The sequence below is a fragment of the Frateuria soli genome (genome assembly GCF_021117385.1).
Lineage (GTDB): Bacteria > Pseudomonadota > Gammaproteobacteria > Xanthomonadales > Rhodanobacteraceae > Frateuria_A > Frateuria_A soli.
The window spans coordinates 956,378-969,736 of the sequence record NZ_CP088252.1 but is presented as its reverse complement, the minus strand read 5'-3'; the positions used below and the strand labels follow the sequence as shown (position 1 = coordinate 969,736).

The window sequence follows — 13,359 nt, the reverse complement described above, 5'->3', positions numbered from 1 at the left end:
TGTTTCGCACGGCGCAAGATCTTGGCTGCCGCGGTTCGCAAAATGTAAACTGATCGGTATAGTTGCGTTTTTGCAGCCGGCGGCCCCACCGCCCGGGCGGCGCGTCACGACCATTGGCACTGGTCGGCGAAGCTGGCGCCCGTATGCTCCCCGGCTTCCCCGCCGCACCCCCCGGTCACGCCTCATAAGAATGGAGTTCCCATGAAGTCCACGACAACGCGCACCCTGGCCCTGTGCCTCGGCATGCTCGCCCTGGCCGCCTGTGGCGGCAAGGACCAGCCGCAGGGACAGCAGCAGATGCCGCCGCCGCAGGTGGGAGTGATCACGCTCAAGGCGCAGACCGTGCCACTGACCAGGGATCTGGTCGGACGCCTGTCCCCGTTCCGCAGTGCCGACGTACGCGCCCGGGTGCCCGGTGTGCTGCTCAAGCGCACCTACGACGAAGGCACCGACGTCAAGAAGGGCCAGTTGCTGTTCCAGATCGACCCGGCGCCGCTGAAGGCGACGCTGGGCGCGGCGCAGGCCGGACTGGCGCAGGCGCAGGCGAGCTACACCAACGCCAGGGTCAACGCCGACCGTGCGCGCGAGCTGGCGCCCAAGGGCTATGTCTCCAAGGCCGACCTGGACAGCGCGCTGGCGACCGAGCGCAGCGCCAAGGCGGCGGTGCAGCAGGCGCGCGCGGCGGTGCAGTCGGCGCAGATCAACCTCGGCTATGCCGACGTGCGCTCGCCGATCGACGGCCGCGCCGGCAAGCAGCAGGTCACCGAGGGCGCGCTGGTCGGACAGGGCGAGGCCACGCTGCTCACCACCGTGGAACAGATCGATCCGCTGTACGTGAACTTCAGCATGAGCGTGTCCGAGCTCGAGCAGCTGCGCCAGGCGCAGGGCCAGGGCAACGTCTCGCTGGCTGTCGCCGGCAAGAGCGACCGGAACGCCAGCGTGCGCGTGACCCTGCCCGACGGCAGCACCTATCCCCAGCCGGGCGCGGTCGATTTCTCCTCCACCTCGGTGGATCCGGCCACCGGCGCGGTCTCGTTGCGCGCGCGCATCCCCAACCCCGAGCACACCCTGCTGCCGGGCATGTACGTCACGCTGGAAGCGTCGCTGGGCCAGCGCCACAACGTGTTCGTGGTGCCGCAGCCGGCGGTGCTGCGCGACACCGTGGGCGCCTACGTCTACGTGGTCGGCGCCGACGGCAAGGTCGCGCGCCATGACATCACTACCGCATCCATGCAGGAGGGCAGCTGGGTCGTCACCGGTGGCCTTAAGGCTGGCGAGAAGGTGATCGTCTCGGGCGTGCAGAACGTCAAGGAAGGCGCCCCGGCCAACCCGTCCCCGTGGCAGCCGCCGGCGCCCGCCGGCCAGGCGCCAGCCGCGAAGGCACCGGCCGCGAAAGCGCCGGCCACCGCTACGACCGCACGCGGCAAGTAACGGAGCCCCACCATGCCGAGTTTCTTCATCGACCGCCCGATCTTCGCCTGGGTGGTGGCCATCCTGATTTCGCTGGGCGGCGTGCTGGCCATCCTCAACCTGGGCGTGGAGTCCTACCCCAACATCGCGCCGCCCTCGGTGACGGTGAATGCGTCGTATCCGGGCGCCAGTGCCGAGACGACCGAGAAGGCGGTCACCCAGGTGATCGAGCAACAGCTGACCGGCATCGACCATCTGCTCTACTTCAGCTCCTCCTCCAGTGCCAGCGGCCGCGCCAGCATCACGCTGACCTTCGAGAGCGGCACCGACCCGGACATCGCCCAGGTGCAGGTGCAGAACAAGGTCTCGCTGGCCACGCCCCGCCTGCCCTCGGAAGTGACCCAGCAGGGCGTGGTGGTGGCCAAGGCCAACGCCGGCTTCCTCATGGTGGTGGCGCTCAAGTCGGACAACCCGAGCATCGACCGCGACCGGTTGAGCGACATCGTCGGCACGCAGGTGCTCGACCAGATCGCCCGCGTACCGGGCGTGGGCAGCACCAACCAGTTCGGTTCCGAGTACGCCATGCGCATCTGGCTCAACCCGGACAAGCTGCACGGCTACGACCTTTCGGCAACCCAGGTGCTCAACGCGATCCGCGCGCAGAACGTGCAGTTCGCCGCCGGCTCGATCGGTGCCGACCCGGCTCTTCCCGGCCAGGGCTTTACCGCCACGGTGTCGACCGAGGGTCGCTTCACCAGTCCGGAACAGTTCGCAAGCATCATCCTGCGCGCCAACCCCGACGGCACGACGGTCAAGCTCGGTGACGTGGCCAGGATCAGCTTCGGCCCCGGCAGCTACGGCTTCAACACCACGGTGGACGGCAAGCCGATCGGCGCCTTCGCGATCCAGCTGCTGCCCGGCGCCAATGCGCTGAACGTGGCCACGGCCGTGCGCAGCAAGATGGACGAACTGGCGCCCAGCTTCCCGCCGGGCGTGAGCTGGTTCAGCCCGTACGACAGCACCACGTTCGTGAGGATCTCCATCGACGAGGTGGTGCACACGCTGATCGAGGCGATCGTGCTGGTGTTCCTGGTGATGCTGCTGTTCCTGCAGAACATCCGCGCCACCATCATCCCCACGCTGGTGATCCCGGTCGCGCTGCTGGGCACCTTCCTGGGCATGCTGGTACTGGGCTTCACCATCAACCAGCTGACCCTGTTCGGCATGGTGCTGGCCATCGGCATCGTGGTCGACGACGCGATCGTGGTGATCGAGAACGTCGAGCGCATCATGACCGAGGAGAACCTCTCGCCGAAGGACGCCACGCGCAAGGCGATGGGTCAGATCACCGGCGCGGTGGTGGCCATTACCGTGGTGCTGACGGCGGTGTTCGTGCCCTCGGCGCTGCAGCCGGGCGCCACCGGCATCATCTACCGCCAGTTCGCGCTGACCATCGCCGTGTCGATGGCCTTCTCCGCGTTCCTGGCGCTGTCGTTCACGCCGGCGCTGTGCGCGAGCTTCCTCAAGCCCGAGCACCACAAGAAGAAGAACGTCGTCTTCCGCAAGTTCAACCAGTTCTTCGAGTGGACCACGCGCACCTACACCGGCCACGTCGCCGGCGCGGTACGCCATGCCCCGCGCTGGATGTTCGTGTTCGTGCTGGTTTCGGTGCTCGCCGGCTTCCTTTACACGCGTCTGCCCGGCAGCTTCCTGCCCGAGGAAGACCAGGGCTACGCGATGTCGGTGATCCAGCTGCCACCGGGCGCCACCAAGCAGCGCACCGAAGAGGTGATGGGCGAGATGCTGTCGATCCTCAAGAAGGATCCTGCGGTGGACACCGTGCTGCAGGTCGCCGGCTTCAGCTTCATCGGCTCGGGCGAGAACGCCGGCATGGCCTTCATCAAGCTCAAGGACTGGTCCGAGCGCGACGTCACCGCGGCGGAGTTCATCCAGCGGGCGAACATGTCGCTGTTCCAGATCCACGACGCACGCATCTTCGTGGTGAACATCCCGACGGTGCAGGGCCTGGGCCAGTTCGGCGGCTTCGACATGTACCTGCAGGACCGCAGCGGCGCCGGCCGCGAGGCGCTTACGCAGGCACGCAACACGCTGCTGGGCAAGGCCAGCCAGGACCCGGTGCTGACCGGCGTGCGCCCCAACGCGCTCGAGGATGCGCCGCAGCTGCACCTGGACGTGGACCGCGTACAGGCGCAGACGATGGGCCTGTCGGTCGGCGACATCTACAACGCGGTCGGCCTGATGCTCGCCCCGGTGTACGTGAACGACTTCACCTACGGTGGCCGCGTCAAGCGCGTGATCATGCAGGCCGACGCGCCCTACCGCATGAGCCCGGACGCGCTGCAGCACTTCTTTACTCCCAGCAGCACGCAGACCACGCCCGCGGGCACGCCGGAGATGATTCCGTTGTCCAACGTGGTGCACGCGAGCTGGCAGATGGGCTCGCCCTCGCTCAACCGGTACAACGGCTACGCGGCGGTCGAGATCGTCGGCTCGCCAGCGCCGGGGCACGCGTCGGGCGAGGCCATGGCCGAGATGGAGAAGATCGTCACCAACGACCTGCCGCAGGGCTTCGGCTTCGACTGGACCGGTCAGTCCTACCAGGAAATCCTTTCCGGCAACGCCGCCACGCTGCTGATGGTGCTGTCGATCGTGATCGTCTTCCTGGCCCTGGCCGCGCTCTACGAGAGCTGGTCGATCCCGGTCTCGGTGCTGCTGGTGCTGCCGCTGGGCCTGCTCGGTGCAGTGGTGTTCACGCTGTTGCGCGGGCTGCCCGACGACATCTACTTCAAGGTCGGCCTGATCACGGTGATCGGCCTGGCAGCGAAGAACGCGATCCTGATCGTGGAGTTCGCGGTCGAGCAGCAGGCGCACGGCCGCACGCTGCGCGAAGGCGTGATCGAGGCCTCGCGCCTGCGACTGCGCCCGATCCTGATGACCTCGCTGGCGTTCGTACTCGGCGTCTTTCCGATGTTCATCTCCACTGGTGCCGGCGCCAATGCCCGCCACGCGATCGGCACCGGCGTGATCGGCGGCATGCTGTTCGCCACCTTCCTGGGCGTGCTGCTGATTCCGGTGTTCTACGTGGTGGTCCGCCGCCTGCTGGGCGACAAGCTCGATGGCGAGGGTACGGCGCAGCCGGGAATCGGCCACGGGCCGCACACGTTCGACTCCGATCCGCGCCGCGGGCACTAGCCGCCCTTCTCCCTCTCCCTTCCGGGGAGAGGGCCGGGGTGAGGGTCCGGGGCTCGCCTCGGACTAAAGAAAAAGCCCGGGCAATGCCCGGGCTTTTTTTTGGGATTGGCGAACGTGCTGCTCTGCCGACATGGCAATGCTTCCGAAGAGCCTCGCCGGCAACTTCCCCGCGAGCCCCGGCCCCTCACCCCCGCCCTCTCCCCGAAAGGGAGAGGGAGCCAAGCGCTCAGCGCAGACCGGTTTCGTTGCGCGCGATCACGCGGACTCAGAAACAAAAAGCCCGGGGCAATGCCCGAGCTTCTTCTGGGATTGGCGAAAGTGCTGCTCTGCCGATATCGCGATGCTTCCGAAGAGCCTCGCCGGCAACTTCCCCGCGAGCCCCGGCCCCTCACCCAGCCCTCTCCCCGAAAGGGAGAGGGAGCCAAGCGCTCAGCGCAGGCCGGTTTCGTTGCGCGCGATCACGATGCGCTGGATCTCGCTGGTGCCCTCGTAGATCTCGGTGATCTTGGCGTCGCGGAAGTAGCGCTCCAGCGGCATCTCCTTCGAGTAGCCCATGCCGCCGTGGATCTGCACCGCCTGGTGGCTGATCCACATCGCCGCCTCCGAGGCGGTGAGCTTGGCGATCGCCGCCTCGGTACCGAAGCGACCGCCGTTCTTCTCCGCCTCGCCCTTGGCCCAGGCCGCGCGCAGGGTGAGCAGCGTCGCCGCGTCCAGCTTGCACTTCATGTCCGCGATCTTGGCCTGGGTCATCTGGAACGTGCCGATCGGCGTGCCGAATGCCTTGCGGTCACGCGACCACTGCAGCGTGGCCTCGTACGCGGCACGCGCGATGCCGACCGCCTGCGAGGCGATGCCGATGCGGCCGGCGTCGAGCACGCCCATGGCGATGGCGAAGCCCTTGCCCTCCTGGCCCAGCAGGTTTTCCTTCGGGCAGACGTAGTCGTTGAATTCGATCTCGCAGGTCGCCGAGGCGCGGATGCCGAGCTTGGGCTCGGTCTTGCCGGCGTGGAAGCCCTGCCGCTTGGTGTCGATGATGAACGCCGACACGCCCTTGGCGCCGATGCCCGGAGTGGTGATCGCGAACAGCACGATGTAGCGCGCCACCGGACCGGAGGTGATCCAGCTCTTCTTGCCGTTGATCACCCAGTCGCCGTCGGCGTTCTTCACCGCGCGCGTGTGCATGTTGGAGGCGTCGGAGCCCGACTGCGGCTCGGTCAGCGCGTACGCGCCGATGGCCTCGCCCGAGGCGATGGCGCGCACGTAGGTCTGCTTCTGCTCCTCGCTGCCGTGCTTGAGGATGCCGTTGCAGAACAGCGAGTTGTTGACCGACATGATGGTCGAGGTGGCGGCATCGGCCGCGGCGATCTCGATCATCGCCAGCACGTAGGCGATCGGGTCCATGCCCGCGCCGCCGTATTCGGTCGGGACCTCGATGCCCATCAGGCCCAGCTGGCCCATCTCCTGGATGTTCTCGAGCGGAAACTGGCCCTTGGCGTCCAGCTCGGCGGCCACCGGCGCGATGCGCTTCTGTGCGAAATCGCGGGCGATGGACTGGATCGAGAGCTGGTCTTCGGTGAAACGGAAATCCATGGGCGGCTCCAAGACGTGGCGAAGCCCGCTAGTTTAGCCGAACCGGCATGCGCCTCCGCAGGGTGGGGCAACCCGCCGCCCTCTCCCGGCCCGCACTCCAGGCATCCCGGCCATCGCGCCCTTGACGCCCGCGGCAGCGGCGCCTAGCCTATCCATCTCCGCATCGCGATAAAAGGATGGAAATGGATCTGGCGACCGCCTCCGGCGTCCTGCGCCTGCTGGCCGATCCCACCCGCGTGCGCCTGCTGGCCTTGCTGGAGCACGAGGAGCTGACCGTGGCCGAGCTGGCCCAGGTGCTGCACCTGGCCCAGCCGCGCGTGTCCACGCACCTGGCCAAGCTGAAGGAAGCCGAGCTGGTACGTGACCGCCGCGCCGGCGTGTCGGCCTATTACCGGGCCAACAACGAGGGCGATTCGCACCAGCACGCGCTGCTCCATTCGCTGCGCGAAAGCATCGACGACGCCTTGCTGCGCGAGGATGCGGCGCGCCTGCCATCGGTACTGGCCAACCGCGCCCGCGCGGAAGGCTGGGCCGACACCGTCGCCGGCGACATGGAGCGCCACTACTCGCCCGGCCGTACCTGGGAAACCCTTGCCCGCTCGCTGCTGCAGCTTCTGGAAACCGGCGATGTGCTGGACATCGCCTCGGGCGACGGCATCACTGCCGAGCTGCTCGCGCCGCACGCGCGCTCGATCGTCTGCATCGATTCCAGCGAGCGCGTGGTCGCCGCCGCTGCGCAGCGCCTGAAGGCCTTTCCAAACGTGGAGGTCCACCAGGGCGACATGCATGCGCTGGACCTGGGCAAGCGCCGTTTCGACCTGGTGTTGATGCTGCATGCGTTGACCTATGCCGAGCACCCGGGTCGGGCCGTGACCGAAGCCGCGCGCCTGCTGCGCGGTGGCGGCCGGTTGCTTGCCGTGACGCTGGGCAAGCACGCCCATCGCGCCGCGGTCGAACCGTTCGACCACCGCAACCTGGGTTTCACCCGTGACGAGCTGTCCCGTTTCGCCACCGATGCCGGCCTGGCCGTATCCAGCTGCGTACGCCTGAGCCGTGAGCGCAAGGCGCCGCATTTCGAAGTGATCAGCCTGTTGGCCCGCAAACCGTAACCATTCCTTCCCCCGCGTGCGGGGGAAGGTGCCCGAAGGGCGGATGGAGGCGTCGCCTCATGCCCGCACAGTCGAGGAAACACCATGACCACCCTGCCCTGGCTCCATCCCGATCGCGTCGCCCGCCTCGAACAGGCGCTGCGCGAGCGCATCCTGATCCTCGACGGCGCCATGGGCACGATGTTGCAGGGCCACGCACTGGACGAGTCGGGCTTCCGCGGCGAGCGATTCGCGCACGGCCACGACAGCCGGCATGAACACGTCCATCCGGGCAGCTGCGACCTGAAGGGCAACAACGACCTGCTCTCGCTCACCCGCCCGGAGCTGATCCGCGGCGTGCACGAGGCTTATCTGGAGGCCGGCGCCGACCTGGTCGAGACCAATACCTTCAACTCCACCCGCATCAGCCAGGCCGACTACCACCTCCAGCATCTCGCCTTCGAGCTCAACCTGGAAGGCGCCAGGCTAGCCCGGGCGGCCTGCGACGCCCATACCACGAGGACGCCGGAGAGACCGCGCTTCGCCATCGGCGTGCTCGGACCCACCAGCCGCACCGCCTCGCTGTCGCCGGACGTCAACGATCCCGGCTTTCGCAACGTCACGTTCGAGGAACTGGCCGGCAATTACCGCGAGTCGGCGTCCGGGCTGATCGACGGCGGCGTGGACATCCTGATGGTGGAAACCATATTCGATACGCTCAACGCCAAGGCCGCGTTGTTCGCGCTGTCCGAGCTGTTCCGCGAGCGCGGCGCGCGCCTGCCGGTGATGATCTCCGGGACGATCACCGACCGCTCCGGCCGTACGCTCTCGGGGCAGACCGCCGAGGCCTTCTACTACTCGATCGCCCACGCCCGCCCGCTGGCGGTAGGCCTGAACTGTGCGCTCGGCGCCGCCGACCTGCGCCCGCACGTGCAGACGCTGGCCGACATCGCCGACTGTTACGTCAGCACCCATCCCAATGCCGGCCTGCCCAACGCCTTCGCCGAATACGACGAGACGCCCGAACAGATGGCCGCCGTGGTCGGCGGCTTCGCTCGCGACGGCCTGCTCAACCTGGTCGGCGGTTGCTGCGGAACCACGCCGGCACACATCGCCGCGATCGCCGAGGCGGTGCGTGGCTGTGTGCCGAGGCGCCTGCCCGACGCCTCGCGAGAGGCTGCATGAATACCTCGGACCGGCTTCCTCTCCCCTCCGGCGAGAGGGTTGGGGTGAGGGGCCGCTCTAGCGACGGTCTAGCACCAATGCCGGCTCTTCTGGAGCTCTCCGCGAGCCCCGTCCCCTCACCTCAATCCTCTCCCCGGAGGGGAGAGGAAGCTGAAGCAGAAGCGAAAGCAAACGCATGACTACCATCCGCCACACCCGTCTCTCCGGCCTGGAACCGCTGGTCCTCACTCCGGACCTGCTGTTCGTCAACGTCGGTGAGCGCACCAACGTCACCGGCTCGGCGCAGTTCAAGAAGCTGATCAAGGAAGACCGCTACGAGGAGGCCGTCGAGGTCGCGCGCCAGCAGGTCGCCAACGGCGCGCAGATCATCGACGTCAACATGGACGAGGGCCTGATCGATTCCGAGGCCGCGATGGTGCGCTTCCTCAACCTGATCGCCGCCGAGCCGGACATCGCGCGCGTGCCGGTGATGGTCGACTCCTCCAAATGGAGCGTGATCGAGGCCGGCCTGCGCTGCCTGCAGGGCAAGGGCATCGTCAACTCGATCTCGATGAAGGAAGGCGAGGCAGCGTTCCTCGAGCAGGCGCGCAAGGTGCGCCAGTATGGCGCCGCCGCGGTAGTGATGGCCTTCGACGAGGAAGGCCAGGCCGACACCGCCGAGCGCAAGGTCGCGATCTGCTCGCGCGCCTACGCGCTGCTCACCGAACAGGTCGATTTCCCGCCCGAAGATATCATCTTCGATCCCAACATCTTCGCCATCGCCACCGGAATCGAAGAGCACAACAACTACGCGGTGGACTTCATCGAGGCGACCCGCGAACTGAAGCGGCGCTTCCCCGCCTGCCACGTCTCCGGCGGCGTCTCGAATGTCTCGTTCTCCTTTCGCGGCAACAACTCGGTGCGGGAGGCCATCCACTCGGTGTTCCTCTACCACGCCATCAAGGCCGGCATGGACATGGGCATCGTCAATGCCGGCGCGCTGGCGATCTACGACGAGCTGGATCCACAGTTGCGCGAACGCGTCGAGGACGTGGTGCTCAACCGGCGCGCGGACGCCACCGAGCGACTGCTGGAGATCGCCGACCGCTACAGGGCGAAGAAGGGCGAGGCGGCGGTCGAGAACCTGGCCTGGCGCGGCAAGCCCGTGCGCGAACGGCTCGCCCACGCGCTCGTCCACGGCATCGACCAGTACGTGGTCGAGGACACCGAGGAGGCCCGCCAGCAGGTCACCCGTCCGCTGGACGTGATCGAGGGCCCGCTGATGGACGGCATGAACGTGGTCGGCGACCTGTTCGGCGCCGGCAAGATGTTCCTGCCGCAGGTGGTCAAATCCGCGCGCGTGATGAAGAAGGCGGTCGCCTACCTGCTGCCCTACATCGAGGCGGAGAAGGCACGCACCGGCGATACCGGCAAGAGCAACGGCAAGATCGTGATGGCCACGGTCAAGGGCGACGTGCACGACATCGGCAAGAACATCGTGGGCGTGGTGCTTCGCTGCAACAACTTCGACGTGATCGACCTCGGCGTGATGGTGCCCGCGCAGAAGATCCTGGACACCGCGATCGCCGAGAAGGCCGACATGATCGGTCTGTCCGGCCTGATCACGCCCTCGCTGGAGGAAATGGGCCACGTCGCCCGCGAGATGCAGCGCCAGGGCTTCAGCGTGCCGCTGCTGATCGGTGGCGCCACCACCTCGCGTGCGCACACGGCACTCAAGATCGAACCGCATTACAAGTCACCGTGCGTCTGGGTCAAGGACGCCTCGCGTGCGGTGGGCGTGGCGCAATCGCTGGTCAGCAAGGAGCTGGTCGACGGCTTCATGGCGAAGATCCGCGCCGAGTACGCCGAGGTACGCGAACGCCACCGCCATCGCGGCCCCGGCAAGCAATTGGTGCCGCTGGAGAAGGCGCGCGCACAACGCTTCAGCTGCGACTGGGCGAACTACGAGCCGCCACGGCCGGCCAAGCCCGGCATTACCGTATTCGACGATTACGACCTGTCCGAGATCCGCCGGTACATCGACTGGACGCCGTTCTTCCAGGCCTGGGAGCTGGCCGGTCATTACCCCGCCATCCTGAGCGACGCGGTGGTCGGGCCGCAGGCTACCGATCTGTTCGGCGACGCGCAGAGGATGCTGGACCGCGTCGTCGCGGAAAAATGGCTCACCGCGCGAGCCGTGATCGGTTTCTGGCCCGCGGCCAACGTGATGGACGACGTAGAGATCCAGGCGGGCGGCAATACCGTCTTGCTTCACCACCTGCGCCAGCAGGCCGACAAGCCGGTCGAGCGCCCCAACCTCTGCCTGGCCGACTTCGTCACGCCGAAGGAGTACGGCAAGTCCGACTGGATCGGTGGCTTCGCCGTTACCGCGGGACTGGGGATCGAGCCGCACCTGGAGCGCTTCCGCGCCGACAACGACGACTACTCGGCCATCATTCTCAAGGCCCTCGCCGATCGCCTGGCCGAAGCCTTCGCCGAGCGCATGCACGAGCGTGTACGCCGCGAGTTCTGGGGCTATGCGTCAGAGGAGACGCTGGACAACGAGGCGCTTATCGCCGAGAAGTACCAGGGTATCCGGCCGGCCCCGGGTTATCCCGCCTGCCCCGACCACACCGAGAAGACCACCCTGTTCCATTTGCTCGACGCCCGGGCCAACGCCGGCATCGAGCTCACCGAGGGCTTTTCGATGTACCCGGCCGCGGCCGTCTCGGGCTGGTACTTCTCCCATCCGGGCAGCCAGTATTTCGTGGTCGGCCGCCTGACCCGCGAACAGGTGGAGGACTATGCCAGGCGCAAGGGCTGGAGCCGCCAGGAGGCCGAGCGCTGGCTCGCGTCCAACCTGGACTACGATCCGGACTAGAGCGAACCTGCGAGCGGCACCGCGCCTCAGGCTTGGTCGCCGGCGACGCTGCTCCTGCGATGGCGCATGTGCACGACCAGGTTGTAGACCGACACGAACACCGGAAAGAAGTTGGAGAGGATACCGACCGAGTCGTTCTTGCCCACGGTGAAGTAGGCAAGCAGCAGCGCGCTGCCAATAACCGACAGCCACCAGAAGGACAGCGGCATCACCACCCTTTTGTACTTGCGCGTGTAATACAGCTGCACGAACCAGCGACTGGTGAACATGAACGTGCCGGCAAAGCCCACCAGCTTCCATGGCGTCAAATGGAAATGCTGCAGCGCGTGCAGGATCGGAGCGAAGATGTCCATGGTTCGGGGCGCCTGCCTGAAAGGCGGGCATTCTACCCAACGCCACGGCACCTCACCGTGCCCATTGACCGGCCGGACGACGCCCCGTATAGTTGCGCGCTCTCGGGCGATTAGCTCAGCGGTAGAGCACTGCCTTCACACGGCAGGTGTCGCAAGTTCGATCCTTGCATCGCCCACCACGTATAAAAAAACCCGGCCTCGTGCCGGGTTTTTGCTTGGTGGATCCGCTGCTCAGCCGCAGCTGCCGCCTGCTTCGATTTTCCGGATCGACGCACGCCCGGAGGTCGACAGCAGCACCTCCGCACCCTGTACCCGGTCGGTACTCTCGCCAACGGTGTCGCCATCGGACTTGGGACACACCAGGAAGCTCAGCGGAGCGCTGCTGGTGGTCGAACCATCCTGGCTGAACCCCACGTCGTTCACCGCCGTGCCCGTATCGTCCACCAGGCGGACGCTGATTCCCGATTTGGCCTGGGTGACCCGCAATACCTCGTCGGCCGAGGTGAACGTCGCGGCAGGGCCGGGCGCGGTCTCGCGATAGATGACCCAGCCCGCCTCGAACGTGTTCGTACCTGTGCAGGCAGTACCGTCCGTGCTGCCGCAAAGCTCCGTGATTACCCGTCGGGTAATGGCGTCGTTGCGCGCGTACTGCAGGTCGGCAAGCACGGCGTTGGATTGCGCAGTGACTGCGCTACGTTGCATGAAGTCGCGGAAGTTGGGCAAGGCGATCGCGGCGAGGATCGCCAACACGACCACGGTCACCATCAGCTCGATCAGGGTGAAGCCGCGCGATGGCCTGGACGCGTGCGTGCTCATGGCTTGTTCCCCGTTTCGCAGAACTGGGTGATGCGCTGTTTGGCGCGGAGTTTGGCCTGGTTGCGCTGTTCCGCGTCAAGCTTGGTGGCTGCATCGGGGCTGCTGCCGCTCACCACCATGCGGTTCTTTTCGAGCACCGCCAGATCGTTGCGCGCCGCCTCGCAGGCACGCTTGCGATACGCCCCCTGCGCCTCCTCCAGTTGCGGTGTGGGCTCGACCGCCGGTGCCGGCGGTGCGGGGGCGGCCTGTTCGCCGGCCGCTCCCTCGAGCTTGAGCGTCTGGGCCTTTTGCCCGGACGGGGGTGTGGCGCTGAAATGGACCGTGCCGCTGGCGTCGGTCCACTTGTAGTAGGTGCCATCCTGGGCAGTCGCCGCCAGGCACAGGCACGTGGCGATACACCCTGCCAGAAGCCTTACGTGCACCATGCTCAGCGACCCCAGCATGCCGGATCGTTCGCGGTCGAGCCGGTCGACTCCTGGCGGCCGGCCTGGTCGAGGCTGAGCGTCTGGCATTGCTTGTCGTCGTCATGTTGCGAACCCAACGCCGTCGCCACCACGGTGTACGTCGTGGTGGAGGCGCTGGCCGGGTCGACGGAAACCCTGTAGTAGCTGCCGGCCATCGAACTGGATCCGCCAAGCGCCGAGACGCTGTCGGCGTAGGTATTGTTGCTGTAGAGGAAGCGCTCCTGCCTGGCCGCCAGCTCGGTGAGCGCGCGCTGCGCATCCGTGCGATGCGAGCGCACCACGTACCTGCGGTACGACGGGATCGCGACCGCCGCCAGGATGGCGACGATCAGCAACACGATCATCATTTCGATCAGCGTGAAACCCTGCTGCCTGCGCAT

General features: G+C 67.0%; 10 protein-coding genes and 1 tRNA gene. 6 read left to right on the top strand and 5 right to left on the bottom strand.

Going from position 1 to position 13,359, the window contains the following annotated elements; translation table 11 throughout:
• Positions 1-201 precede the first annotated feature (201 nt).
• The gene (locus LQ771_RS04430; RefSeq protein WP_231351159.1) at positions 202-1,431 is read left to right on the top strand and encodes an efflux RND transporter periplasmic adaptor subunit; all 1,230 of its coding nucleotides are present in this window, start codon (positions 202-204) and stop codon (positions 1,429-1,431) included.
• A gap of 12 nt (positions 1,432-1,443) precedes the next feature.
• Positions 1,444-4,623, top strand: coding sequence for a multidrug efflux RND transporter permease subunit (locus LQ771_RS04425; RefSeq protein WP_231351158.1), 3,180 nt, complete (start codon positions 1,444-1,446; stop codon positions 4,621-4,623).
• Positions 4,624-5,052: 429 nt separating this feature from the next.
• On the opposite strand, the gene LQ771_RS04420 is transcribed toward LQ771_RS04425, so the two are convergent.
• Positions 5,053-6,213: an acyl-CoA dehydrogenase family protein gene (locus LQ771_RS04420; protein ID WP_231351157.1), complete on the bottom strand. Its 1,161-nt coding sequence runs from the start codon at positions 6,211-6,213 to the stop codon at positions 5,053-5,055.
• A gap of 182 nt (positions 6,214-6,395) precedes the next feature.
• Here LQ771_RS04420 and LQ771_RS04415 point away from each other — a divergent pair, with 182 nt between their 5' ends.
• The 3 genes from LQ771_RS04415 (at position 6,396) to metH (ending at position 11,346) form a co-directional block, all read left to right on the top strand.
• On the top strand, positions 6,396-7,322 hold the full coding sequence (locus LQ771_RS04415) for a metalloregulator ArsR/SmtB family transcription factor (protein ID WP_231351156.1): 927 nt from the start codon (positions 6,396-6,398) through the stop codon (positions 7,320-7,322).
• Positions 7,323-7,406: 84 nt separating this feature from the next.
• Positions 7,407-8,486 carry a homocysteine S-methyltransferase family protein gene (locus LQ771_RS04410; RefSeq protein ID WP_231351155.1) on the top strand — a complete coding sequence of 360 codons (1,080 nt, stop codon included), beginning with the start codon at positions 7,407-7,409 and terminating at the stop codon, positions 8,484-8,486.
• Between the two features lie 175 nt (positions 8,487-8,661).
• A complete protein-coding gene (metH, locus tag LQ771_RS04405) occupies positions 8,662-11,346 on the top strand; it encodes a methionine synthase (RefSeq protein ID WP_231351154.1) in 2,685 nt (894 codons plus the stop codon).
• Between the two features lie 26 nt (positions 11,347-11,372).
• On the opposite strand, the gene LQ771_RS04400 is transcribed toward metH, so the two are convergent.
• Positions 11,373-11,699 carry a lipid-A-disaccharide synthase N-terminal domain-containing protein gene (locus LQ771_RS04400; RefSeq protein ID WP_231351153.1) on the bottom strand — a complete coding sequence of 109 codons (327 nt, stop codon included), beginning with the start codon at positions 11,697-11,699 and terminating at the stop codon, positions 11,373-11,375.
• A gap of 104 nt (positions 11,700-11,803) precedes the next feature.
• On the opposite strand from LQ771_RS04400, the gene LQ771_RS04395 reads away from it, so the two are divergent.
• Positions 11,804-11,878: transfer RNA gene (locus LQ771_RS04395), tRNA-Val, on the top strand.
• A 52-nt stretch (positions 11,879-11,930) separates the two neighbouring features.
• On the opposite strand, the gene LQ771_RS04390 is transcribed toward LQ771_RS04395, so the two are convergent.
• The 3 genes from LQ771_RS04390 to LQ771_RS04380 are packed head-to-tail and all read right to left on the bottom strand — an operon-like array spanning position 11,931 to position 13,359.
• On the bottom strand, positions 11,931-12,515 hold the full coding sequence (locus tag LQ771_RS04390) for a GspH/FimT family pseudopilin (protein ID WP_231351152.1): 585 nt from the start codon (positions 12,513-12,515) through the stop codon (positions 11,931-11,933).
• Entirely contained in the window at positions 12,512-12,958 is a 447-nt protein-coding gene (locus LQ771_RS04385) for a DUF4124 domain-containing protein (protein ID WP_231351151.1), read from the bottom strand. The genes LQ771_RS04390 and LQ771_RS04385 overlap by 4 nt, the downstream gene beginning before the upstream one ends.
• Positions 12,943-13,359 carry a type IV pilin protein gene (locus LQ771_RS04380; RefSeq protein WP_231351150.1) on the bottom strand — a complete coding sequence of 139 codons (417 nt, stop codon included), beginning with the start codon at positions 13,357-13,359 and terminating at the stop codon, positions 12,943-12,945. Before LQ771_RS04380 ends, LQ771_RS04385 begins: the two co-directional genes overlap by 16 nt.

Bases quoted from the DNA above. Each gene is read 5' to 3' on its own strand.
- LQ771_RS04430 (WP_231351159.1), top strand. From the start codon at position 202: ATGAAGTCCACGACAACGCGCACCCTGGCCCTGTGCCTCGGCATGCTC.
- LQ771_RS04425 (WP_231351158.1), top strand. From the start codon at position 1,444: ATGCCGAGTTTCTTCATCGACCGCCCGATCTTCGCCTGGGTGGTGGCC.
- LQ771_RS04420 (WP_231351157.1), bottom strand. From the start codon at position 6,213: ATGGATTTCCGTTTCACCGAAGACCAGCTCTCGATCCAGTCCATCGCC.
- LQ771_RS04415 (WP_231351156.1), top strand. From the start codon at position 6,396: ATGGATCTGGCGACCGCCTCCGGCGTCCTGCGCCTGCTGGCCGATCCC.
- LQ771_RS04410 (WP_231351155.1), top strand. From the start codon at position 7,407: ATGACCACCCTGCCCTGGCTCCATCCCGATCGCGTCGCCCGCCTCGAA.
- metH (WP_231351154.1), top strand. From the start codon at position 8,662: ATGACTACCATCCGCCACACCCGTCTCTCCGGCCTGGAACCGCTGGTC.
- LQ771_RS04400 (WP_231351153.1), bottom strand. From the start codon at position 11,699: ATGGACATCTTCGCTCCGATCCTGCACGCGCTGCAGCATTTCCATTTG.
- LQ771_RS04390 (WP_231351152.1), bottom strand. From the start codon at position 12,515: ATGAGCACGCACGCGTCCAGGCCATCGCGCGGCTTCACCCTGATCGAG.
- LQ771_RS04385 (WP_231351151.1), bottom strand. From the start codon at position 12,958: ATGCTGGGGTCGCTGAGCATGGTGCACGTAAGGCTTCTGGCAGGGTGT.
- LQ771_RS04380 (WP_231351150.1), bottom strand. From the start codon at position 13,359: ATGCGCAGGCAGCAGGGTTTCACGCTGATCGAAATGATGATCGTGTTG.